This is a genomic window from Shewanella sp. MF05913 (genome assembly GCF_059758095.1).
The window spans coordinates 169,226-194,416 of record NZ_JCAYNT010000005.1; the positions used below are offsets into that span (position 1 = coordinate 169,226).

The 25,191-nt window shown below is 43.7% G+C and carries 10 protein-coding genes; 4 read left to right on the forward strand and 6 right to left on the reverse strand.

What is annotated here, in order from left to right:
• Positions 1 to 3: 3 nt before the first annotated feature.
• The 4 genes from AC19MV_RS09180 to AC19MV_RS09195 all read right to left on the reverse strand — a co-directional run bounded on the left by AC19MV_RS09180 (position 4) and on the right by AC19MV_RS09195 (position 20,353).
• Positions 4 to 15,144: a BspA family leucine-rich repeat surface protein gene (locus AC19MV_RS09180; RefSeq protein WP_498307143.1), complete on the reverse strand. Its 15,141-nt coding sequence runs from the start codon at positions 15,142 to 15,144 to the stop codon at positions 4 to 6.
• 145 nt (positions 15,145 to 15,289) lie between these two features.
• Positions 15,290 to 16,249 (reverse strand): efflux RND transporter periplasmic adaptor subunit, encoded by a 960-nt coding sequence (locus tag AC19MV_RS09185; protein WP_498298587.1) that lies wholly within the window; start codon positions 16,247 to 16,249, stop codon positions 15,290 to 15,292.
• A 156-nt stretch (positions 16,250 to 16,405) separates the two neighbouring features.
• Positions 16,406 to 18,562, reverse strand: coding sequence for a hypothetical protein (locus tag AC19MV_RS09190; RefSeq protein ID WP_498307144.1), 2,157 nt, complete (start codon positions 18,560 to 18,562; stop codon positions 16,406 to 16,408).
• 3 nt (positions 18,563 to 18,565) lie between these two features.
• Positions 18,566 to 20,353 (reverse strand): efflux RND transporter periplasmic adaptor subunit, encoded by a 1,788-nt coding sequence (locus tag AC19MV_RS09195; RefSeq protein WP_498307146.1) that lies wholly within the window; start codon positions 20,351 to 20,353, stop codon positions 18,566 to 18,568.
• Between the two features lie 645 nt (positions 20,354 to 20,998).
• On the opposite strand from AC19MV_RS09195, the gene AC19MV_RS09200 reads away from it, so the two are divergent.
• From AC19MV_RS09200 to AC19MV_RS09215, 4 genes are all read left to right on the forward strand, one after another.
• On the forward strand, positions 20,999 to 21,667 hold the full coding sequence (locus AC19MV_RS09200) for an esterase/lipase family protein (RefSeq protein WP_498307148.1): 669 nt from the start codon (positions 20,999 to 21,001) through the stop codon (positions 21,665 to 21,667).
• A gap of 155 nt (positions 21,668 to 21,822) precedes the next feature.
• Positions 21,823 to 22,290 carry a nuclear transport factor 2 family protein gene (locus AC19MV_RS09205; protein ID WP_498307150.1) on the forward strand — a complete coding sequence of 156 codons (468 nt, stop codon included), beginning with the start codon at positions 21,823 to 21,825 and terminating at the stop codon, positions 22,288 to 22,290.
• A gap of 12 nt (positions 22,291 to 22,302) precedes the next feature.
• Complete coding sequence (locus AC19MV_RS09210) at positions 22,303 to 22,752, forward strand: DUF1499 domain-containing protein (protein WP_498307152.1); 450 nt, start codon at positions 22,303 to 22,305, stop codon at positions 22,750 to 22,752.
• 253 nt (positions 22,753 to 23,005) lie between these two features.
• Positions 23,006 to 23,197 carry a DUF3185 family protein gene (locus AC19MV_RS09215; protein WP_498307154.1) on the forward strand — a complete coding sequence of 64 codons (192 nt, stop codon included), beginning with the start codon at positions 23,006 to 23,008 and terminating at the stop codon, positions 23,195 to 23,197.
• A gap of 230 nt (positions 23,198 to 23,427) precedes the next feature.
• Here the strand turns inward: AC19MV_RS09215 and AC19MV_RS09220 are convergent, their stop codons facing one another.
• On the reverse strand, positions 23,428 to 24,024 hold the full coding sequence (locus tag AC19MV_RS09220) for a 2-hydroxychromene-2-carboxylate isomerase (protein WP_498307155.1): 597 nt from the start codon (positions 24,022 to 24,024) through the stop codon (positions 23,428 to 23,430).
• A gap of 242 nt (positions 24,025 to 24,266) precedes the next feature.
• Complete coding sequence (locus AC19MV_RS09225) at positions 24,267 to 25,139, reverse strand: alpha/beta fold hydrolase (RefSeq protein ID WP_498307157.1); 873 nt, start codon at positions 25,137 to 25,139, stop codon at positions 24,267 to 24,269.
• Between the last annotated feature and the right edge of the window lie 52 nt (positions 25,140 to 25,191).

Consider the following 25,191-nt stretch of genomic DNA (forward strand, 5'->3'; position numbering starts at 1 on the left):
ATTTTACCTTTTAATCTTGTCATCAGATGGATGAGCTGAACTTTGCTCGTCAAATAAGTGATCAATATTCCCTTCGGCTTCGCCATCACCTGCTGATTGTCCATTTCTTAATTTTTCATCAGCGGTCAATATGGGTAATACATCAAGTGATCGCCATGCTGGCATTGCGGTAATAAGGCTGGCTAACAGTGAGCCACCACGGAGCAACCAACTGGCAAAAATAGCTGCTGCAGTGACACCCACACCTGTAACGGTTCCAACGTTGAGATCGTTTGTTATTTGTTTTTCTTTTGCTGCTGTATCTAAGTCTTGCTGCATTTTATCCAGATCATTTACAAATTCTGGACTACGCGAATTTGTGTCTGCATTAAACGTTGGCGATTGTGCTGCTGTTTCTATCCCGTTGTCTTTCCAAAATGACGTGAGCTCTTGCAAAAATGTTTGAGTGAGCGCTTCTGCTGGTTTAACGATTTCATTATGCACATCGCTATTAGGACGCTCAGATAACACGCTCAGATATACTTCATCTGACATTGGAGTATTAGCTGTTTGGGGTTGATAAATCGGGTTTTGAGCTCCGAGTACATCAACTATTAAATCAATATCTTGATTAATTTCCATATTTTTATAAGTAGATACGATTCCTCCAACAACAGTGTTAGCGGACTGCTCGGCATTGGGATCGACGTTGGTAGGTAAATCAACGTCATCTAATTTTGGGTCGTCTATAACGTTAGCCAGTATCTCTTTAGTACCAATAATTTGTACCGTTACTGTGCTTACCGTACCGTCGGCACTGGTTACGGTAAACATTTCTGAAATACGATCACCCGCATTTAATTCATTAAATGTGGAGTTTGCTATAAATGTCCATGCGCCTGAAGTATCAATCCTGAAGGTGCCATATATCCCCACGGTGGTAGATGGGGTGAAGGTATTATTTGTATTATCTACATCTTTGGCCGTGAGTAATCCACCAGTAGTAATTGGCGCATCGGTTTCATTCATTATCTTGATGTCACTGCTCACGGTAGCCGCATCGTTAGTACCATTAATTTGCACTGTGACAGTGCTGGCTGTGCCGTCGATACTGGTGACATTAAAGGTTTCTGTGATGTGTTGATTGTCATTCAATTCATTGAATGCATGGTTGGCGGTGAAACGCCACACACCTAATCCATCAATGGTAAAAGTACCGTAAGTACCTACAATCGTTTGTGGGGTAAAGGCATTATTATCATTATCGATATCAATCGCGGTTAATGTGCCGCTAGTGGTAATAGCTATATCGGTTTCACTGATAACGTTATTGTCACTGCTCACTGTTGCCGCATCGTTAGTGCCATTAATTTGCACTGTTACCGTACTGGCGGTACCGTCAACACTGGTGACATTAAAGGTTTCGGAGAGGCTTTGATTCGCATTCAATTCATTGAATGCATCATTGGCAGTGAAATGCCATACGCCTAATGCATCAATGGTGAAAGTACCGTAAGTACCTACGATCGTTTGTGGGGTAAAGGCATTATTGTCATTATCGATATCTATCGCGGTTAATGTGCCGCTAGTGGTAATAGCTTTATCTGTTTCATTGATAATATTGTTAGCTGAGCTCACGATGGCTGAATCGTTAGTTGCTTCGAACGTGATAACGGCAAGCATTTCTACCGAATCAGCAATACCGTCACTCGCTGTAACACCCAAATTATACAGCGTGTCAATTAAGGCATCATTAGCCAACGCAGCCTGACCCGCAGCCGTTAAGGTCACCACGCCAGTATTGGTATCAATCGTAAAGTAACCATCAGCATTGCCATTGGTAATTCTGTAGGTAACATTGTCACCGTCTAAATCACTTGCGGTGAACGTCGCAACCGTATCGCCAGCCATTGCGATATTTTCAATTTGGGTGCTACCAACATGGGTATTTATGGTTGGTGCATCATTGGTTCCTACCACTGTGATGGTAATCGTTTTCACTTCACTCACTCCGCGATCATTGTCAGTTGCGGTGTAAGTAAACGTCACATCACGGCTTTCACCTACAGCTAAGTAGTCGAAGTCATTGCCAGGAATAAATGAGTAGCTGCCGTCATTATTGAAGACTAGGTGACCTGCTGTAACATCATCAACTAATTGATAGCTTTCAACTGTTCCATCAACATCTGTCGCGGCAGGTACATTTGCATTGAGTATGTTATTTTCTTGGGTACTGACGGCATCATCTACTGCCACGCTAATATCATTAACGGCATTTACAGTGACATATACCGTTGCGGTTTGCCCCTCTGTATTGGTGTACGTGAAACTGTCTGTGCCATTAAAGTTAGTATTTGGAGTGTAGGTGATTGTGCCATCGGCATTAATGCTCACTGAGCCATTAGCACCATTTGTGACCGATGCAACTATTGAGATTATGGTATCGGTTGCTCCTGTAACATCAATATCATTGGCTAATACATCGATATTAATCGCGATATCTTCATCGGTAGTAACGCTATCATCTATAGCAAAAGTGACATTTTGTTGGGCTGTGACAGTGGGATCTACATTAACGCTTTGCCCCTCACTTACGCCATCATTAGGAATAAGTGTGAATGCAGGTAAATCGATACCAGCATTGACCAACGCAAGCCCTTCTGCGGTTAACAATACTTTACCGGCATTTGTGCCCGTGCCTAGGACGTAATGTGTCGTGTCACTTAGTGTCACAGTTACGTTATTGCCTTCTTCATCACTCGTTTGGAAAGTAGCAACAATTGAGCCGACAGAGTTCGAAGCGTCATCCTCGATAAAGTCTGTTACCAACAGAATTGTGATTACTGGCGCATCGTTCACTAACGTAGTGCTAACCGTATTGGTTGCCGTGACATTATCACTGGTGGTGAGGCTGATACTGGATAAGGTGTTACCGGCATTCAAATACGCGACACCCGCCGCGGTTAATCGAACTTCGTTGCCGACGATTTCATAGTGGCCGTCACTGTTAGTGCCAGCAGTGAAATCAACCGTTAAGCCGCCTTCTTCATCCGTTAAGGTGAACGTACCCATAACGGTGCCCGCAACCGTGCTGTGCTCGGTTGCGCTGCCATTGGTGAGTGTTAAGGTTTCAGTGTCATTGATTAGCGTGGTGCTAACCGTATTGGTTGCACTCACGCCATCACTGGTTGTCAGGCTGATACTGGCTAAAGTGTTACCGGCATTCAAATACGCGACACCGGCGGCGGTTAAGCGCACTTCGTTGCCAACGATTTCATAATGGCCTAACGTATTGGTATTTTCAGTGAAATCGACGGTTAAGCCGCCTTCTTCATCCGTTAAGGTAAACGTGCCCATAACGGTGCCAGCAACGGTGCTGTGTTCGGTGGCGCTGCCGTTAGTGAGGGTGAGCGTTTCGGTGTCATTCACTAAAGTTGTGCTGACGGTATTAGTTGCTGTGACATTATCACTTGTGGTGAGGCTGATACTGGCTAAAACGTTACCGGCATTCAAATACGCGACACCGGCGGCAGTTAAGCGCACTTCGTTGCCAACGATTTCATAATAGCCTGCGGTGTTAGTGCCAGCGGTGAAGTCGACGCTTAAGCCGCCTTCTTCATCAGTCAGAGTAAACGTGCCCATAACGGTACCGGCGACAGTGCTGTGTTCTGTCGCGCTGCCATTGGTGAGTATTAAGGTTTCAGTGTCATTAACTAAAGTCGTCTCGACGGTATTGGTTGCACTCACGCCATCACTGGTAGTGAGGCTGATACTGGCTAAAGTGTTACCCGCATTAAGGTACGCTTCACCCGCTGCAGTAAGTAATACTTTGTCTCCGTCCAGCTCATAGTGGCCTAACGTATTTGTTCCAGCAGTAAAGTTGACCGTTAACCCGCCTTCTTCATCAGTCAGGGTGAACGTACCCATCACTGTACCGGCAACCGTGCTGTGTTCTGTCGCGCTGCCATTGGTAAGCGTTAACGTTTCAACATCATTGACTAAGGTAGTACTCACCGTATTGGTTGCACTTACGCCATCACTGGTAGTTAAGCTGATACTCGCTAAGGTATTGCCCGCATTAAGATACGCGACACCGGCGGCTGTTAAGCGCACTTCGTTGCCAACGATTTCATAATGGCCGCCGCTGTTGCTTCCAGAGGTGAAGCCGACGGTTAAGCCGCCTTCTTCATCGGTCAGGGTAAACGTGCCCATCACGGTGCCTGCAACGGTGCTGTGCTCTGTGGCCGCGCCGTCGGTGAGCGTTAACGTTTCAACATCATTAACTAAGGTGGTGCTAACGGTATTAGTTGCTGTGACATTATCACTGGTAGTTAAGCTGATACTCGCTAAAGTATTGCCGGCATTCAAATACGCGACACCAGCTGCGGTTAAGCGCACTTCGCTTCCGACGATTTCATAGTGGCCAGCAGTATTCGTGCCTGCGGTAAAGTTGACCGTTAACCCGCCTTCTTCATCAGTCAGGGTGAACGTACCCATCACTGTACCGGCAACCGTGCTGTGCTCGGTGGCTGAACCATTCGTTAGCGTTAAGGTTTCAACATCATTGACTAAAGTCGTCTCGACGGTATTAGTTGCACTCACGCCATCACTGGTTGTCAGGCTGATACTCGCTAAAGTATTACCGGCATTCAAATACGCGACACCGGCGGCGGTTAAGCGAACTTCGTTGCCGACGATTTCATAGTAACCTGCTGTGTTAGTGCCAGCAGTAAAGTCTACGGTTAAGCCGCCTTCTTCATCAGTCAGGGTAAACGTGCCCATCACTGTGCCGGCGACTGTGCTGTGTTCTGTCGCGCTGCCATTGGTAAGTATTAAGGTTTCAGTGTCATTAACTAAAGTCGTCTCGACGGTATTGGTTGCACTCACGCCATCACTGGTAGTCAGGCTGATACTCGCTAAAGTATTACCGGCATTCAAATACGCGACACCGGCGGCGGTTAAGCGCACCTCGTTGCCGACTAATTCATAGTGGCCGTCGCTGTTAGTGCCAGAGGTGAAGTTGACCGTTAAGCCACCTTCTTCATCAGTCAGGGTAAACGTGCCCATGACGGTGCCAGCAACGGTGCTGTGCTCTGTGGCGCTGCCATTGGTGAGTGTTAAGGTTTCAGTGTCATTAACTAAAGTCGTCTCGACGGTGTTGGTCGCTGTGACATTATCACTGGTAGTCAGGCTGATACTGGCTAAAGTATTGCCGGCATTCAAATACGCGACACCAGCTGCGGTTAAACGCACCTCGTTGCCAACGATTTCATAATGGCTGTCGCTGTTGCTGCCAGCGGTAAAGTCTACGGTTAAACCACCTTCTTCATCGGTCAGGGTAAACGTGCCCATCACGGTGCCTGCAACGGTGCTGTGCTCTGTGGCCGCGCCGTCGGTGAGCGTTAACGTTTCAACATCATTAACTAAGGTGGTGCTAACGGTATTAGTTGCTGTGACATTATCACTGGTAGTTAAGCTGATACTCGCTAAAGTATTGCCGGCATTCAAATACGCGACACCAGCTGCGGTTAAGCGCACTTCGCTTCCGACGATTTCATAGTGGCCGTCGCTGTTAGTGCCAGAGGTGAAGCCGACCGTTAAGCCACCTTCTTCGTCGGTCAAGGTAAATGTACCCATCACTGTGCCCGCAACCGTGCTGTGCTCGGTGGCGCTGCCGTTAGTGAGTGTTAAGGTTTCTGTGTCATTGACTAGGGTGGTGCTAACCGTGTTGGTTGCACTCACGCCATCACTGGTAGTTAAGCTGATACTCGCTAAAGTATTGCCGGCATTCAAATATGCGACATCGGCGGCAGTTAATCGCACTTCGTTGCCAACGATTTCATAATGGCCGTCACTGTTAGTGCCTGCGGTGAAATCGACGCTTAAGCCGCCTTCTTCATCGGTCAGGGTAAACGTACCCATAACGGTACCGGCAACCGTGCTGTGCTCGGTTGCGCTGCCATTGGTGAGTATTAAGGTTTCAGTGTCATTGATTAGCGTGGTGCTAACCGTATTGGTTGCACTCACGCCATCACTGGTAGTGAGGCTGATACTGGCTAAAGTGTTACCGGCATTCAAATACGCGACACCGGCGGCGGTTAAGCGAACTTCGTTGCCGACTAATTCATAGTGGCCTAACGTATTTGTTCCAGAGGTGAAGTTGACCGTTAACCCGCCTTCTTCATCAGTCAGGGTAAACGTACCCATTACACTGCCAGCGACTGTGCTGTGTTCTGTCGCGCTGCCATTAGTGAGCGTTAAGGTTTCAGTGTCATTAACTAAAGTCGTCTCGACGGTATTAGTTGCTGTGACATTATCACTTGTGATGAGGCTGATACTCGCTAAAACGTTACCGGCATTAAGATACGCGACACCCGCCGCGGTTAATCGAACTTCGTTGCCGACTAATTCATAGTGACCGTCACTGTTAGTGCCAGCAGTGAAATCAACGGTTAACCCGCCTTCTTCATCGGTCAAAGTGAACGTGCCCATCACTGTGCCAGCAACGGTGCTGTGTTCAGTCGCGCTGCCATTGGTTAGCGTTAACGTTTCAACATCATTGACTAAGGTAGTACTCACCGTATTGGTTGCACTTACGCCATCACTGGTAGTTAAGCTGATACTCGCTAAGGTATTGCCCGCATTAAGATACGCGACACCGGCGGCAGTTAAGCGCACTTCGTTGCCGACTAATTCATAGTGGCCTAACGTATTTGTTCCAGAGGTGAAGTTGACCGTTAAGCCGCCTTCTTCATCCGTTAAGGTGAACGTACCCATCACTGTGCCCGCTACGGTGTTGTGCTCTGTGGCAGTGCCGTTAGTTAGCGTTAAGGTTTCAACATCGTTGACCTCAGTAACGATTGGTGTAGCTAAAGCAGTACTAGATAATGGCGTCGCGTTATTATCGGTGACTTTCAGATCAATTGCGTCGAGCGTGCCACCCGCGTTGATGATATCTATACCCGCTTGTGTCAGCAGTATATTACCGTTTACTGTATCTAAAGTGTAATGAGTGCTCGCCGTATTAAAGGTTACCGTTAATTGGTCGCCATCACCGTGATCATCGGTGGTGTAACTACCCGCAATGCTGACCCCCGCAGTTAAGCCCCCAGCATCTTCAGTAAAGTCATTAGCCGTTATTTCAATAGTAGGAGTGTCATTGACTCTTGTGACGGTTAAACTGGCAACCACCAGCCCTTTACTAAATGCAGTAGTTCCACCACGATCATCTGCTGAATTAAAAGTATTAGCTTTTTCGCCATGTACACCTGATGTTTGATCCCAGGCAACGTAAGTTAAAAACTCTGTACCGTTCCAATCAGAGTCGGGTACAAAACGTATTCTGTCATCTGCACCCAGTAAAAGTGATTCACTTGCAGACACGGAGTCTATTGTTACCCAACCGTCACCGATATCGTATTGCCAATAACCATTGTCGCTTGATAGACCACGAATCGCGATACCTTCTAAGGCTCCGCTATCTGCATCACTAATAGAATCAGCGTCCGTATTTGAACTTGCGAGTATCTCAGAAATCAAGTTGCCATTGATGTTGTCTGCGCCCATATCTTCGCTGAGAGTGGTTAGGGTAATTCCACTATCCTGTTCTATTACTGGCGCATGGTTGTCATCATTCAAGATAGTTGCTACAGCACTGTCTTGAGTACCAAATTTGATATTTTGTTCACCCGCTACCCTTTCAAAAGCGAATAGGATAGTTTTATCATCTTCAGGGATCTCGTCATCGTTAAGGGTAATGGTCTGCGTTTGAACAACTGAACCAGTGTAATCACCTGCTTTAATAGTAATCGTGATAGGGAATGCAAAGGTATAATCATCGCCAGACGTGGCTGTACCGCCATTGATGGTAAAGGTAAACGTTTTATCCGTAGTACTGACCACGTCAGAGGTGACCGTATAGCTGATGACTATCGACCCATCACCTTCATTTGCAGTGTACGTGGCTGATGTGAATTCAATAGTGACAACACTGTCACTGCCAGCATCTGTAATTACCCAGCCTTTATCGACTAACAATTGCCTGTCTACAGCATCGCTGTAGTGAAGTCCCTTAGCCCCAAACGTTACGTTAGCCTGCACAGTTTGTTTTGACCAATTAATGAGCGTCGCATCATAATTGCTAATAGATAGATTACTATTATCCAGCATGTATGACATGTTACTAACCTTGGATATATCCCAACTACCGATATTTTGATCAAATGAAGTGGCATTTTCGAACATTCTGGCCATATTATTGACACTGGAAGTATTCCAACCACCAATATCCTGATTAAAAACCTCTGCCTTACTAAACATTTGGTACATTGTGGTGACACGTGAGGTATTCCAGTCACTAATGTCCTGGTTGAAAGCAGTCGCACCAGAAAACATACTACCCATGTCGGTAACTTTTGATGTGTCCCATGATGTTTTATTAGTATCTGGATTAATTGCAGTATTGATATTTTGATTAAATAAAGAGGCACCGGAAAACATGCTTTTCATATTGGTAACATTAGATGTATTCCATGCACTAATATCTTGATTAAAAGCTGTAGCACCACTAAACATGCTTTGCATCTTGGTCACACTAGATGTATTCCATGCACTAATATCTTGATTAAAAGCTGTGGCACCACTAAACATGCTTTCCATGTCCTTAACACTAGATGTGTTCCATTTCCCAATATCTTGGTTAAATGAAGCAGTACTACTGAACATGTTTTTCATTGAAGTGACTTTAGATGTATCCCATGATCCAATATCGGCATTAAACGATCCCGCGCTGTCAAACATGTAAGCCATACTTTCCACGTTATGAGTTTTCCATAAACTTATATCTTGGTTAAACTCGCTCGCTCCGTAAAACATACGGGCCATACTCTTGACATTGGAAGTATCCCAACCACCAATATCTTGATTAAAAGCCTTTGCGCTATTAAACATTTGGTACATTGTCTCAACATTTGAGGTATCCCAACCACTAATATCCTGATTGAAAGCAGTGGCACCATTAAACATACCAGACATGTCGGTTACACTGGATGTAACCCACCCGCTGAGATTGGTATTAATACTGGTGGCGCCCTTAAACATCTCTGAAAGATCGGTAATTGCAGATAGGTTAGGCGTATCTGTCGCATTGATAACTAAGTTGTTTGCACCATCGAAGGCATCGTCTAAATCCTGCCAAGCGATATTGCCCCATTGCTCGATAGTTAATAGCTTGTCACCATCACCGCCACCGTCGAAGTTGATGCCGGGGAAGTCGCCGACAATAGAAACAGTATACTCACCTGCTATAGCATATTCGTGTTTTGCTGGACCAGATGTGTGGATTGAGGATGTGCCATCTCCCCAATAAACAGTAAAATTAACAACGCCAGTGCCATTGGTTCCAATTGGAATACTAATTTGGTTATCTGCAGATGTGCCTGCATTATCCGTTTGCCAGGTAGTAACAAAACCCTCACCACTACCAATTTCTAAGGAGATACTTCCTGTGTCACTATGGCCGTTGCTATCTGAGATAGCATAATCAAAGAATTGATTAGTATTACTGGTCGCACTACCAGCAGTGATCTGCAAGCGACCATCGGCACGCAGTTCAATCACCGTACCGGACGCTAATGTAATTGGTGTCCCTAAAGTAAGATCATATACTGTATTGTTATTTGCAGTATCGATGATTTGAGTAAGCGTTAAGGTGTCACCATCATCATCGATGTCATTACTGAGCAGATCGATGGTCACCGGGACACCTGCCGAAATATGCAAATCATCATCAATAGCTTCGACATTCAGATTGGTGACATTAACAACCAACTCTTGAACATCTGTCGCATTATTGCTGTCAGTCGCAGTAATCTGAACGTTATAAATGTTGTCTGCACCGATATCAGTAGGAGTCTCGAAATCAGGTGCCGACTTAAAGGTTAATTCACCCGTTACACTATCGATGCTGAATAATAACGCATCTGCGCCACCGGTAATCGAATACCTAACAACATCATCTTCAACGTCAGAGCTGGTAACTGTGGTCACCAATATACTATTTTCTTCTACGCTGACGGAGGCATTAGATGTAATCGCCGGGGCATGGTTATCATCGTTTCGAATAGTTGCAACAGCTGTCGTTTGACTACCAAATTCGACATTTTGCTCACCGGTGGCGGCTGCAAGCGCTAAGTTAATAGTTTCATCATCTTCAGCGGTCGTATCATCGTTAAGGGGAATGGTGATGGTCTGCGTTTGAACAACTGAACCAGTGTAATCACCTTTGGCAATAGTAATCGTAATATGGGAAGCAAAGGTATAATCAACGCCAGAGGTGGCTGTACCGCCATTGATGGTAAAGGTAAACGTTTTATCCGTAGTACTGACCACGTCAGAGGTGACCGTATAGCTGATGACTATCGATCCATCACCTTCATTTGCAGTGTACGTGGCTGATGTGAATTCAACAGTGACAACACTGTCGCTGCCAGCATCATTAATGGTCCATCCTTTCGCTTTTAACGAATCAACAGCGCTAACATCGCTATAGTGAAGCCCATCGGCGCCAAGCGAGATACCAGATTTAACATTTTGTGTAGCCCAACCTGTAAGCGTGCTGTCATAGTTGCTAATGGACAAATTACTATTTCTTAGCATGCTTGCCATATTGGTAGCACTTGTTACATTCCAATTACCAAGACTTTGGTCAAATGAAGACGCGTTGTAAAACACAAAGCCCATGTTGGTGACTTTAGCGGTGTTCCAATTGCCAACATCTTGATTAAACGAGGTAGCGTTGTAAAACATGTTCAGCATACTGGTGACATTGCCAGTATTCCAGCCACCAATATCTTGGTTAAAAGCCTTTGCACCGAAAAACATCGCTTCCATGGTCGTGACATTTGCCGTATTCCATGCGCCAATATTTTGATTAAAAGCATCTGCTCTATTAAACATATGTTGCATGGTAGTCACACTTGACGTATCCCAGCGTCCAATATCTTGATTAAAAACATTTGGATTTGCGTCACTATCCCCTTTGAACATACTACTCATGTTAGTGACTTTTGACGTATTCCATTCACCAATATCTTGATTAAAATCGCTCGCATTCAAAAACATACTTTGCATGTTAGTGGCACTTGACGTATCCCATGAGCCAATCTTACCGTTAAAGGATGAAGCGTCTTGAAACATCAATGACATGTTAGTAACTTTAGAGGTATTCCATGCGTTGGTATCTGAATTAAAAATGAGATCTTGATTAAAATCACTGGCATTACGGAACATAAAACTCATGTTGGTGACTTTAGCGGTGTTCCAATCGCCAATGTCTTGATTAAACTTGATCGCATTGTAAAACATGTTTTGCATGGTTGTAACATTGCCGGTATTCCAATCACCAATGTCTTGATTAAAATTGCTAGCATTGTAAAACATGTTCAGCATGGTTGTAACGTTGCTAGTATTCCAAGAACCAATATATTTATTGAAAGCACTAGCATTCAAAAACATGCTTTCCATGGTTGTAACGTTACTGGTATTCCAACCACCAATGTCTTGATTAAAATTGCTAGCATTGTAAAACATGTTCAGCATGGTTGTAACGTTACTCGTATTCCAATCACCAATATTCTGATTAAAGGATGATGAATCTTGGAACATATTCCACATAATAGAGACATTGCCTGTATTCCAATCACCAATATATTGATTAAAAGACGATGCGTTTTTAAACATACTTTGCATGTTGGTAACGCTCGTCGTAATCCAGTTACCAATATTTGCATCGAACTTAGTTGCGCCTGAGAACATACTTTGCATGGTAGTGACGATTGAAGTATCCCATGTACCTATGTTGCCATTAAACAAAGTCGCACCGTTAAACATGAAACTCATGTTAGTGACATTGCCGGTTTTCCAGTCGCTCAGACTCTGGTTAAAATTTGTTGCGCCACTGAACATCGAATTCATTTTTTCGACATTCGAAGTATCCCAATTATTGAGATTAGTATTGAACGAACTAGCACCGCTGAACATACCGGATGTATCGGTAACGAACGAGGTATTCCATAGACTGATATCTTGATTAAACTTGGCAGCCCCGTTAAACATATTACTCATGCTGGTAACGTTTGTCGTATCCCAGTTACCAATGTTTTGATTGAAAATTGTGGCACCATAAAACATGTTTACCATTGTATTTACATTTGAGGTAACCCATGAAATGTTATTACCGTCTATGTCTTTCTTTGTACTAATATCCTGGTCGAACGCTGAAGCATTTTGGAACATATTCCACATATTTTTGACATTTGAAGTATCCCAGTTGCCGATATTCTGATTGAACGAAGAGGCATCCTTAAACATACTTTGCATGGTGATGACGTTTGAAGTATTCCAAGACCCAATATTTGCATCGAACTTCTTGGCGCCTGAGAACATGCTTTGCATGGTGGTGACATTGGATGTATCCCAATTGCCGATATTTTGATTAAAAATTTTAGCACCGTTAAACATGAAACTCATGTCAGTGACACTTGACGTATCCCAATTCCAAATGTTTGATTTTGTGCCTTCATTAGTAATCTTAGTTGCGTCTCTAAACATCTCAGAAAGATCGGTTATTGCAGATAAGTCAGGCGCATCGGTGGCATTAATAACAAGATTATCCGCACCTTCAAAGGCATCATCCAAATCCTGCCAAGCGATATTGCCCCATTGCTCAATGGTTAATAGTTTGTCGGCATCGCCGCTACCGTTGAAGTTTATGCCGGGGAAGTCACCAACAATGGCAACTTTATGGGCGCCTGCAACAGCATAGGTGTGGCTAACTACTTGTCCAGCGGTATAGGCAGATGATGTACCATCTCCCCAATAAACGGTAAAGTTGGTATCACCCTTGCCAATTGGAATGGTTATCTTTTCATTTGCAGCAGTCGTTTGCCAAGTGGTCACAAAGCCACTAGCTTCTGCAGCAGTCTGATCATCACCTACGCTGAGATCGACAGTGCCGGTATCGCTGTTACCATTGCCGTCTGAGACCACATAAGCAAAACTATCATTTCCAGCACTGCTGACGGTAACCTTGAGACGACCATCGGCGCGCAGTTCAATCACTGTACCGGATGCTAAGGTTATGGGTGTCCCTGTAATGAGAGCATATGACTTATTACTATCTTCAATATCGATGATGTGAGTAAGCGTTAAGCTGTCGCCGTCTACATCGATATCATTACTGAGCGGATTGATGGTGACCGGGACGCCTGCCGAAACAGTAAAAGCATCATCACTGGCCTCAAGATTTAGGTTGGTGACTGTCACCGCCAGATCTTGAACATCTGTCGCATTATTACTGTCTGTGACAGTAATCTGAACGTTATAAATGTTATCTGCATCGGTATCAATAGGCGCCTCAAAATCAGGTGCCGAGTTAAAGATTAACTTTCCTGTTGCACTATCGATGCTGAATAATGACGCATCTGCACCACCAGTAATGGCATAACTAACAGTATCCCCATCAACGTCAGTACTAGTGACAGTGGTAACCTTAACAGTATTTTCTGCTACGTTAATGGGGGGATCATAGTTGATGCTTGGCGCATCATTGACGGCTGTAACTGTGATTGAAGGACCGGTACCTGTTGCACTAAATGCTGTGGCGCCGCCAAAAGAAGAAGCATCAACAGTGGTGCCTTGTAAACCAAATGTACCAGACGTCTGATCCCACCCTGCAAAACCAATAAACACTTGACCATTCCAATCTAAGTTCGGAACGAAGCGCAAACTATCTTCACTACGCAATAAAAGTGAATTGGATAGAGATATTGTTTCTGTAGATATTGAATCAACTCTTTGCCAGCCAGAGCCAGTATCAAACTCCCAATATCCATTAGTATCAGGGAGGCCATAAATGGCTATTCCTTGGAGCGCATCCGCATCAACATCAGTGAAGAAACCGTCACCACCACGGGCAATAATATCGGAGACTTTATCACCCGTATTGGTGGTTGGATCTTCAGAAATATCAGATAGGTAGGTAGTATAGCTAAGCACAGGCGCATCATTAACCGCCGCAATCGTCCCGCTAGCATTGTCTGTTGTCTCAGTACCGCCGTCATTAATGGTGTAGTCAAAACTTACCGCACCGTTATAGTTAGCATCTGCACTAAAGGTGATATTACCGTCTGCATCTATGTTGACCGTACCATTGGTGACCGTGATGCTTTGTGCTGCTCCGCTAAGCACGGTGCCATTAACCGCAGTGATAGAGGCGCTCGCACTATATTCACTGAGCATGTCAGCATTTAATGGATCAGTAGTCGAGTCTTCATCACCATCGAGTAAGTTAGCAATATCAGCTAATAAATAGCCCCACTCTTGCTGAGTGTCGGCATCAATAACCACATCGGTTTCTATTGTTCCCGACTGATATTCAAGATCCCAATCACCACCAAGGTCAGAGTGTCCAGTTACATCATCAGATGCGGCCACATCGGCATCGGTTAATTGTGATAGCGTATCAATAAACGCGATACCCTGCTCATCGGCGGCGAGGTCACAGCCGTAGATAAGCCAATCACCCTCGGCTGAAAATGCATTCCCCCACTGGCTTATTGTCTGTGAGTGTTGAGTTAATTCGCTTTGGCTTAATTGGCTGTTACCAACCTGCACTGAACCTGATGACCCATGGGAAATAAGGTGCACAGCATCTAGGTTTTGTTGGTCTGCGAGGATTTCACTGATTTGCTCAATACCATTACGGTTTGAGTCTAGAATGATGACCTCAATGGTGGTATTTTCATCCGCTTGCGATTGCAAGCTCTCAACTAACGTTGAATAGTCTTCTACGGCCGCATCGATAATAACAAGCTCGTGGCGAATATCATTTGCTTGCGCCGTGGGCTCAACCAATGCATCGACATTATCATCTTGATGGGGCTCACCAGATACAGCACTTTGCTCAATCGCTTGTGCATCTAAGTTTTCAAACTCAGCATGGGCGTCGCGTAAAATAGCTTCCGTTGTGACTTCATCCGGTAAATCTAGGTCACTACCAGAGATGTCTAACCCAGGTAAATCCGCTGACAGCAAAATACGCGGCTCAAGCCCTTCAATGATAGGGAACCCAGACTTACGCTTATTTCGATGTATAGATGATGTCATAACAAGTAAAGCCCCTGTCCGAACGAATAAATAAAAACGCTCGTCGCTGCTGAATAAAACTTAGTTGCACTATCATTGAGTAATTAGCGCTCGATGGGAGCGCTTTGTTACTGTGGTAAAACGATTAAAATCTTATCTAGTCGACTTAATTACTGTTGACTACGGTATGATCATTTTCGGTAACAGCATTATCAGAAATCAATTGATGATCGCTAGGATGCATGGTTGGTTGAGTCGCGTTAACAGTTTGTGCTTCATCACCATTGTGATCCTGAATAAAGCTGACTTTACAACGAAGCCCTGCGGGTATTTGATAATCTGGATTATCTAAAGTGAGACGCACCCCATAGGTACCACTCGCCACATCGGCAACACGATCGATACGATTCACTTTTGCTTGCCACTTTTGCCCAATAGCATCTGCCCAGACGTCAGCTATCATGTCTTTATTCACTTTACCCAATAGCTCTACCGGGATGATGACTTCAACGTTTAATGGAGAAAGTTGTGCAACCCTAACGATAGGTTGGTCGTCAACATACTCACCTAATGTTTTAAAGCGTTCCATGACAAACCCCGTAATAGGGCTGCGAATGGTATGGCGATCGACCACTTCCTTAGCCCGAGCGTATTCAAGCTCTGCGAGTTTGCGATTATCTAGCGCCTGATCAAGTTGCAGTTGAGTTAATCGAGTTTCTGTTTCTGTTTGATCCATCTCTTTGCTCGATATCATTGAGCGATTATAGAGATCAGCAATACGTTTACTTTGCCGTTCACCAAAAGCAGCATTAATACGGCGTAATTCTATCTCCGCCGTCAACGAAACGCGTGTTCGTGCAAGCTCGAGCGACGCCTGATCAACACTTGATTCAAGTATCGCAATCACGTCACCCGCATTAACAAAGTCACCACGATCCACTTCAACCGATTGCAAAACCCCTGGTACATGACTGCCTAAATCAGCAACAACGCTGGGGTCAATCACGCAATCAAGAGACTCTAACTCATTGGGTGGCGGCTCAATGGCCGCCGATGCAAATGCCGATAACAATGTTAGTGGCAAAAGCAGTACTAAAAATTCTCGTTGTAGTCTAAAACGACCCATAGCTTTTTCTCGCATCTGTATATGGTATTTTGTTGTAATTTACTCAGACAAACTGTCAATATTGACATGGTTAACATTAGAGTAAAAACCAACTATCTTTATGATATTAAATATATTTAATTACTTTACGCATTAACGAAACCACACGAATTCGTCCTATGCAGTTAACGGGAGCAAATGCCTTAAAAATAAGTGCTGTAGGCTTCTCATCCACTGCCCCCACAAAGACTCTGAACCATGGTTAAAGCGCACATAAGCTCTACCGCCAATCCCTGTCACTTTTGTTCCCTTAGGGAGCGCAATGTCTAACTGAAAAACATTTTCTGTCGCGGTTAATCCGGTTTCATCACGCATATCGACACTGATCTCGCCACCGCCGAGTGCACCAAGTGCAATACTCGGTAAGGTTGAGCTGCCAGCAGGCACTTGGCGTATGAGTGTTCCTTGGATAGGTGTATCTAATTGACCGGGCAGAATCACCTCAATCAAACCGGGCCGTGAATTCAATAAGTCAGCATACTCTTGCTTTACAACCGCCCGTAAAATGGGCTGTTGCTCTTGAATCACATAACCTAAAATGGCTCCCTGATGCACAAACTCACCTCGTAACTGATGTGGGTCATGCAAAATAAAGCGTCCATTAACCGGACTGATAATCAGCAACGCGTCTAATTGCTCATTGAGTTTATTTAATTCTGCTGTCACGGCGTTAATATCGTCTGCAACCATTGCGCCACGCACCCGACTATTATTACGTTCTAAAAGTCGTTTGGTGTGTAACTCGCGTAATCGAGCTTCCAAGATAGTCCGCTCAGTAAGCAGTTGTTTGTCCTCTAATCGTATAAGCAAATCACCCGTGCGGACCTCACTCCCCGAGGCAATTAGCACATCTTGCACAAAACTATTCGAAGGACTAAAAATTTGTCCATTATCATCAAACCACACAACCCCTTGCGCTTGTGTTGTGAGCGCTACGGGTATCTGCAGTAAGCCAGCACAAATAATCATCACAAAACCAAGAGTCGATAGCGCGCGCACACGCCGCGCCTCAAGACGCGGGCTCGTAAAAAGGAAATATAATGTCTGTAATAACGGCTTGAGTATTTGCTTAAATATCGCCCAACTCGCCAAAATGATACCAATCACAAAAAATTCACTGGGCAAATACATCGCAATACCAATCAACACTAACAACCGATACAGCGGCGATGCTAAACCATAAAATAAGAACCAGGCTGATTCTCCATCTGCCGTTATTGGTGAACGCAGGCCTTTCATACCAAGCGCATATTTTTGCATAAGGTATAAATAAAATTGATGAGCCCGTGAGGCTAAATTAGGTATTTCAATCAAATCCGATAACACATAGTAGCCGTCATAGCGCAATAAGGGATTACCATTAAATAGCAAGGTTGAGACACCGCTAATCAACATGGTATTGAACGCGATTTCGTGAACAATGCCAGGCTCACTCAGCAACCACACAAATAGGCCTAGAGAGGCCAAAAAGAGCTCGACTAATATTCCGGCAGCGCCAACGAGGGCTCTGCGCCGTTTATCTCTAAATGCCCAGGACGCTGACGCATCAATATAAGGAACGGGCATAAATAACAGCAAGGTAATGCCGGTTTCATGGGATTCACCACCACCGGCTTTGACAGCCATACCATGGCCAAGCTCATGCAAAATTTTGATAATGGGGTAAATCAACCAAAACGCTAGTAATTCAGAACTACTCAGTGTTTTAGCGCCCACCGCAGCCACAATATCTTGCGTATTTAACACGGCTAAAATCATTGCTGTCGCGAGAGTAAATAGCCAAACCCAAAAGCCTGCCGCAGAAAAAATCACTCTTGCCAATGGCGTTAAATAGTTAAGAAAACGATCAGGGTCAAACAACGGAATACGAATAGCGAGCGGATTCCCCAACGCTGAACGTTTTGTTTGCTGTGATTGAGTGTATCGGTTTAGCACATCTTGCTTACCGGCAGGGAGACCATCGCGTAGCACTTCTGCACGTTGCAATTGTGCCAGAATATTAATGATGTCGTCGGTTTCAAGTTGTTCATCAGAAGGACGCACTTTATTGACGAGATAGAGGATTTCTTGCATTGAGAAATCACCATTTAAACGCCCTATCACTTCATAAGCGGTAGCATTAAAACGGGTAAATTTACCACTGGATTCGTCGTGTAAAAGATACCAGCGCTCACCGCGATAATCTTGCACCAATATTTGTACGTGTTTACGTAAATATGGACGCAATTCTGCGACATACTGCCACATTGATGAGGGGCTACGCTCTTTAGTCATCGATTATATCCCCAAAGACCAAGCCCAAAGGCGTAATCGAGATAACAGGGAGTCACTCCAGACGCTTAATAGGCTTCCACGCCCCACAACAATCTTGGCGGTACCTTGCATACCAGGACGTAAACCTTTGGGAGGATCAATGATGTCAGACTCTACACGGAAATTATTACTTCCTTGTGCCACTAATGCGATAGGAAAAATCTGTGAAATACTTAATTGGATCGATTGTTCCGACAGTCCGGTTAGTCGTAAATTAGCCCGCTGTCCCGAAGTCAAATTTGCAACATCATGCTCATCAACTTGCAGCGTAACACGATAATTTTTAGCGGGTATGACCTCAAACAATAACTGACCTCGCTCAATAGGCGTACCCAATGCTTGGCTCCAATCTCCACTCACCAATAAACCACTAAACGGCGACCGTAATTGAGTATGTTGTAATTTCTCTTCGACACTGTTCAACTGGGCATCTGTTTGTGCAATGCTCGCCAGTAGAATACTGATTTGAGCGCGATCACGCAGGGCTAATGCCTGATGATATTCTTTAGCTTGCTTGTCTCGTTCACTAGACCATTTATCATATTCAAGCTGCAAATCTCGATCATCTAACGTCGCAAGGATTTGGTCTTTTTCAACCAGGTCGCCAGCTCTAGCATGAGTTGTAGCAAGGTAACTGCTAAAAGGTGCGACAATAGCTTGCTGCATTTTTCCTTCGACTGAAGCTTGTGCAGTAATAATGTGGTCCGTTTGTACTAACGTTAATAATCCCACCGCTATAATGCTAGCAAGCGCGAACATTTTGCTACGGACATACCCTGGACCAATAAGTCGATGGATCTGCCCTTTCATACTTTTTTGTATTCTTGCCAAAACCGGCAAAGCATTATTAATATTTAAACCAATAACTGGAGCGGCATGATTGGCAATCGTCATTAAGTGTTTTATCGTATCATTATCAAAACCATCGCTTCGATTAGACACCAAAGTTAAAACACCAATTTGCATTTCGCCATCGTGTAAAATAATAGAACAAACAGCCTCATTATCATCATTGAGTAAATGTTGAGTGTGTGTCTGAATAACGGCTGAGGTTTCAGTTAGTGGCGCAGGAATAATAATATTTTGGTTTTGCTCAATGCATTCCTCCATTGCAAACTCAACCAGTCTTATACGCTCAATACGACGGTCAAAATGAAGTTGATGTGACACACTTAATATTTGCACCTGTAAGCCTTTACTCAGTCCGAGTTGTACTCTGGTGCAATTGAAATGATCTGCAAGGAAATTACAAAAATGGTAACCCATAACAGCTAAAGGTTCTTTCACGGTAAGCAATGCAACGGCATTAAGCGCTATGGCAGCATCATCACTATGTTGTTCATTAGCCTGTTTGAGTAATTTTTCCAGAAATACAGTACCCCACTGCAATAATTGCAGTACGGCTTGGCATTGTTGCTCCGAACGCACGTCGAGCGCCAATACCACCACTCCGACGACTTTCCCTTGGCGGATTAATGGTTGAGTAACATAATCAATGGGATGTGATTCTTGCGTAACAGCTTTATTCACACCACCGACACCACTTTTAATGGTACTAGTAGCAATAACCTGAAGCGTTGAGGATAGGGGATTAGACTGAGGCCAAATGGCGATATTTTGAAGCACATCTTCAACGGAATGCGAAGTGAGATAAATCCCTCCACATTGAACACCTGAGATCATGCTACATTGCCAATCTAACCAATGTGAAATCTCGTTGGGACTTGTTGGTGTAATCGAAGTTTTAGCCACTAAACGCTCTCTTTACCCTTTTATTCAAAGAGTTGTAAACCGATGATATTCCCTACATTTTCATTTAATAAAACAGTCCATAGTTCAATAATTTTATCATGGCTTCGCCTAATTTAGTTAATATTAATGGTTAAATAAACGCTGAATTGTGAACTCTATTCAGACTTGCTTTCATTAATCCTAAAAATACTTATCGGCTTAACTTACGATTTCTTTTGATAAATCAGTAAATATTGCATTTTGATGTTGAATATAAACAAGTAAAAACAATCAAAATATAGTTGGAATTCAATTCCAATGATGGGCAATATTAAGGCCTAATGAATGCTTTTTTATTCATAATGCAAAATATCGTATCCAGAAAACGAGGCCATCTTGGCAGATGAAAACCGAAGGTTTTAAATCATAAAAACACATAACTAATAGTTCGCTTTATTTGTAGGTTGTTAAACGTGTGGCTATGAATATGATTCCTTCAAAAAGATGAATCAATAATGAAGATACCGTTCACTTTTATTTTAAACGGCGTGCAGTGGAAGATGTTAAGTATCCATGATAAAAATGGCACATTTCAATCATGCATAACTGCCACGCGAATACCCTCAAAACATGGTATAAACGATAAAATGGCAAAGGGAGAATGCGTTGGCTGTTATTGATACATCACCTTCACCGAAGGATGAATATGTTATTTTACTGCACGGTTTAGCAAGAACGCATCGTTCGATGACGACTTTAGCCTTGGCCTTAAATGCGGCTGGCTATCACACTATTAATTTTTCATACCCCTCGACCCAATATCATATTGCAAAATTAGCTGAAGATGCCATTACTGCCGCGCTTGCACAGTGCCCCAAAGGCAGTAAAGTTCACTTTGTTACCCATTCAATGGGTGGGATTTTAGTTAGGCAGTATCTGCATTTACACACGATTGAAAATTTGGGTCGAGTGGTGATGCTTGGGCCTCCAAATAAAGGAAGCGAAGTCGTAGACCGTTTAAAAACGCTCCCCGGTTTCAAATTCATTAATGGCCCTGCGGGTATGCAGCTTGGCACCCGCTTAGATGATCAACCTCGCATGCTTGGTGCGGTTAATTTTGATGTTGGGATTATTGCCGGCACTCGCAGTTTTAATTTATTGTTATCAAGTCTTTTGCCAATGCCCAATGATGGCAAAGTCTCAGTGGCCAGCACTCTACTTGATGGCATGAGCGATCATATCCCCATCGCAGTGACTCACACGTTTATGATGAAAAATAAAATCGTGATAGCACAAGTGCTGCACTTTTTAATGCATGGGAAATTTAACCACTAGTTAAAATGTTTACGGATAAAGCCAGCTTAAAAGGCACCATAAGGACAAACAACTATCTTGAAAAAGCACCGCTATTCGAAAGTGTACAAAAATATAACTACCGTAAAACAGCAAATGCCTACTGTTCAGTATTAGCTCACAAGGAGTGGCACTCAATGCATAAAGTCAGTTTGTTATTAATAACCTTACTCTCAATAGCTTCAGCCCCAATATTGGCAAATGACGCTACACTAACCGATAAAATGAAAGCATTAGATACCGCAGTGTTTGATGCCTTTAATCGATGCCAACAACCCGAAGAACTAGAGAGACATGCGAGCTTTTTTGCAGAGGATGTTGAGTTTTATCATGATAATGGTGGAGTGACATGGGATCGCGATAGCATGATTGCCAATACGCAAAATAATGCCTGTGGGCATTTTACTCGCAAACTGATAGAAGGGACGTTTGATGCCCACGCGATTAAAGATTTTGGCGCTATAACAGAAGGCGTGCATGTATTTTGTCAAAATAAAACCAACAAATGCGAAGGTAAAGCTGACTTTGTAATGATTTGGCGTAAAGTAGATAATAAGTGGGAAATCACTCGAGTATTAAGTTACGGCCACCGTGAAAATAATTAAAGGATAATGATGATGTATAAACAAATAACCATACTGTCACTCAGCATGATGCTATTAATGGGTTGTTCTGGCACTGTGCCAACTCTGGGAGTTAATGATGGCCAATTTATGCCCTGCCCTGATTCACCTAATTGCGTGAACAGCCAGCAAGCAACTGCAGATGAAGAGCATTATATTGAACCGATTGAATTTAGCGGCACGTCTCAACAAGCTCAAGTAGGCTTATTGCACGCCTTAAAATTAACAGAGAATGCCAATATTGTAGTGGTTGAAGATAATTATATTCGGGTTGAATTTACCTCGCAGATTATGCGCTTTGTTGACGATGTTGAGTTTTACTTTCCACCCGCTGAGTCAGGTAAAATCATGATCCAGGTAAGATCGGCCTCACGGGTGGGTCACTCAGACTTTGGCGTTAACCGTGAGCGAATTGAATCGATTAGAAATAACGTTAAGTCATAAATATACATAAAAATCAATCTTTTAGACGAAATTAACTGATGTCTGTTCTTTTGACTAGAAATGAACTCGATGGAAGCTCTCATACCTCAGAAATTGGTCTGGGAGCTTGTATTAAGAGCTCTCATAAGTTGCGTTAGTTTCGCGTTATCTATTACGACATTATCTATTGCGACATTATCTATTGCGACATTGCCTATTGAACGTCATCAACAGTGGCATTATTAGTGCCGCCTCATCAAAGTCTGGAGTTAGAGTGAACAGTAAAATTATTGGAATTGCACTTGTTATTGCAGGTATTTTTTTAGCGTTGTGGGGTTACAATATTTATGATGCAGCGAGTTCTCAAATTACCCGTGCGATAAGTGGTGATACTCCTATTGAAGCCTGGGCGGGAATGGCGGGGGGTATTATTGCGGTTCTAATCGGTATTACAAAGTTGAAATAATGAATTGTGATTAAGCGTTGATGAAAAAACACTCAACCATAATGGCTACCAGCTGATGATTATTGATAGGTAACATTATTATCTCCCAAACCAAATTATGACACATAAACCGCAAATGATTATTGGTTGTTACTTTTTAAATTTCACTATTATTGGTATTGGTATTGGTATTGGTATTGGTTGCAGTAAATGATCACTGCAACCTTATGTTAGATGTCACCGAATGAGCCTTACTCGGTCAGCTTATCGTTAAGTAATTCGAGTCTATCCTGCCCCCAAAATGGCTCGTCTTGATAAACGTAGGTCGGCACACCCAACAAACCTTTTTCAATAGCAGCCGTGGTATTGGCTTCGTATATTGCTTCAATTTCACTCGATGATGCCTGCTCAATAACCTTTTCAGCATCAAGCTGCATAGACGCCAGGATCTGTGCAATCAATGCAACATCGGCAATGTTTTGCTCTTTTGCCCAACATGCCGCCAGTACATTGACAACAAACTCACTTGGGTCTTGTCCCATTTGTTGTAGCACAATGGTGCATCTGTCGGCCAAGCTTGGGTCTGCCGGGAAAAAAGCCGGATGAAGGTTAAGCGGTAATTGGCGTTTTTTAGACCAGCGTGCTAACTCGATTAAACGGTAATCTTGCCTGGCTTGCGGGCGTTGCTTTACTGGTAACACGCCTCGCTCGGCAAACAGTTTACCGAGTTTTATCGGCTTGTAGTCGATGGAGGTGTGATGCTCTGCCACAATGGCTGTAAACGCATGGTGACCTAAATAGGCATAGGGAGAAAGGCTGGTAAAGTAATACTCAATGGCTGTTTTCATGTTTCGCGTTACCTATTAATGGCAGTATTTGATAGCAAAGATTGATGGCGATAAGTGATGTCAAAAACAACGTCGATAAAAAATGACGTCACAATAAGCGCTGAAATACTGACTCACCGCCAAAAACATAACGTTAGCGTGCAACACCTTACGCAGTCTAGCATTGATTTGTGAGCAAATGTTCTAGTTGGCAAGCCTCAATAAACGGCATTAAATGCTGCCCTAAATATTAAAATCATAGATTACTCTATGCTGTCTCTAAACTGTAAATATGCCTCAGTGATAGCAGTGGCATCTTCTACTTGAGGGTAATGACCGAGTGTCGGTAAGGTGGTGACATTCGCATTGGGGATTAATTGACCATAGCGATCGATCATATGTTGACCCGAGATCGGGTCGAGCGCTCCTGCGATCAGTTTGACTGGTACAGGGCTGTCCACCAGAGCACCCACCCAACGTTGACGATGTTGTTTGCGTTGCGTCATATAGGTGATGAGCTTGTGCATCACTGCGATACCATCATTATGGGTTAACAATTGCCAAAGCGTATCGACTACCTCTGGCGTTGGTGGGGTTGATGGACCAAATATATGCTGTAAGTTGGCTGCAAATTTTGGCTTGGTGATCCTTTTCGCCACAAACGATCCCAAGGGCGATAATAATAACTTTTGAATTAATACCGGTTTGTGGGTTTCAGGAAACAAGCCGCCATTTAATAAGCACACGCTGTTAATGTGTATATTGCTACCACCATCAACTTGCCTTGCCAATAACTCTTGTGCAACGGTATCGCCATAATCGTGGGCTAAAATATGATATTCATTCACGCCTAACTTGGCTAAAAGCGCCTGATAAATATCGGCCTGTTGGCTAATCAAATACTCGCTATTTTTAGGTTTATCCGACAAGCCAAAACCCAGCATATCAAGGGTAATCACATAATATCGTTCAGTGAGTTGTTGCCACATGCCTTCCCAATCCCAACTGGCGCTGGGAAAACCATGAATGAGCAATAATGCCGGCGCTGAGGGATTCCCTCCTGTACGAGTGAAGATTTGCTGACCATTAAATTGCTCAAACCGTCCGTGTTGTTGCCATTCATCCAAGGTTATCATGGTGACATCGTCCTTAACTTATACCCACTGTGTTGCATCATACTGGCGGGAT

What these genes read in the sequence shown, in the direction of transcription:
- AC19MV_RS09180 (WP_498307143.1), bottom strand. Translation starts at nt 15,144, where the DNA reads ATGACATCATCTATACATCGAAATAAGCGTAAGTCTGGGTTCCCTATC.
- AC19MV_RS09185 (WP_498298587.1), bottom strand. Translation starts at nt 16,249, where the DNA reads ATGGGTCGTTTTAGACTACAACGAGAATTTTTAGTACTGCTTTTGCCA.
- AC19MV_RS09190 (WP_498307144.1), bottom strand. Translation starts at nt 18,562, where the DNA reads ATGACTAAAGAGCGTAGCCCCTCATCAATGTGGCAGTATGTCGCAGAA.
- AC19MV_RS09205 (WP_498307150.1), top strand. Translation starts at nt 21,823, where the DNA reads ATGCATAAAGTCAGTTTGTTATTAATAACCTTACTCTCAATAGCTTCA.
- AC19MV_RS09210 (WP_498307152.1), top strand. Translation starts at nt 22,303, where the DNA reads ATGTATAAACAAATAACCATACTGTCACTCAGCATGATGCTATTAATG.
- AC19MV_RS09220 (WP_498307155.1), bottom strand. Translation starts at nt 24,024, where the DNA reads ATGAAAACAGCCATTGAGTATTACTTTACCAGCCTTTCTCCCTATGCC.
- AC19MV_RS09225 (WP_498307157.1), bottom strand. Translation starts at nt 25,139, where the DNA reads ATGATAACCTTGGATGAATGGCAACAACACGGACGGTTTGAGCAATTT.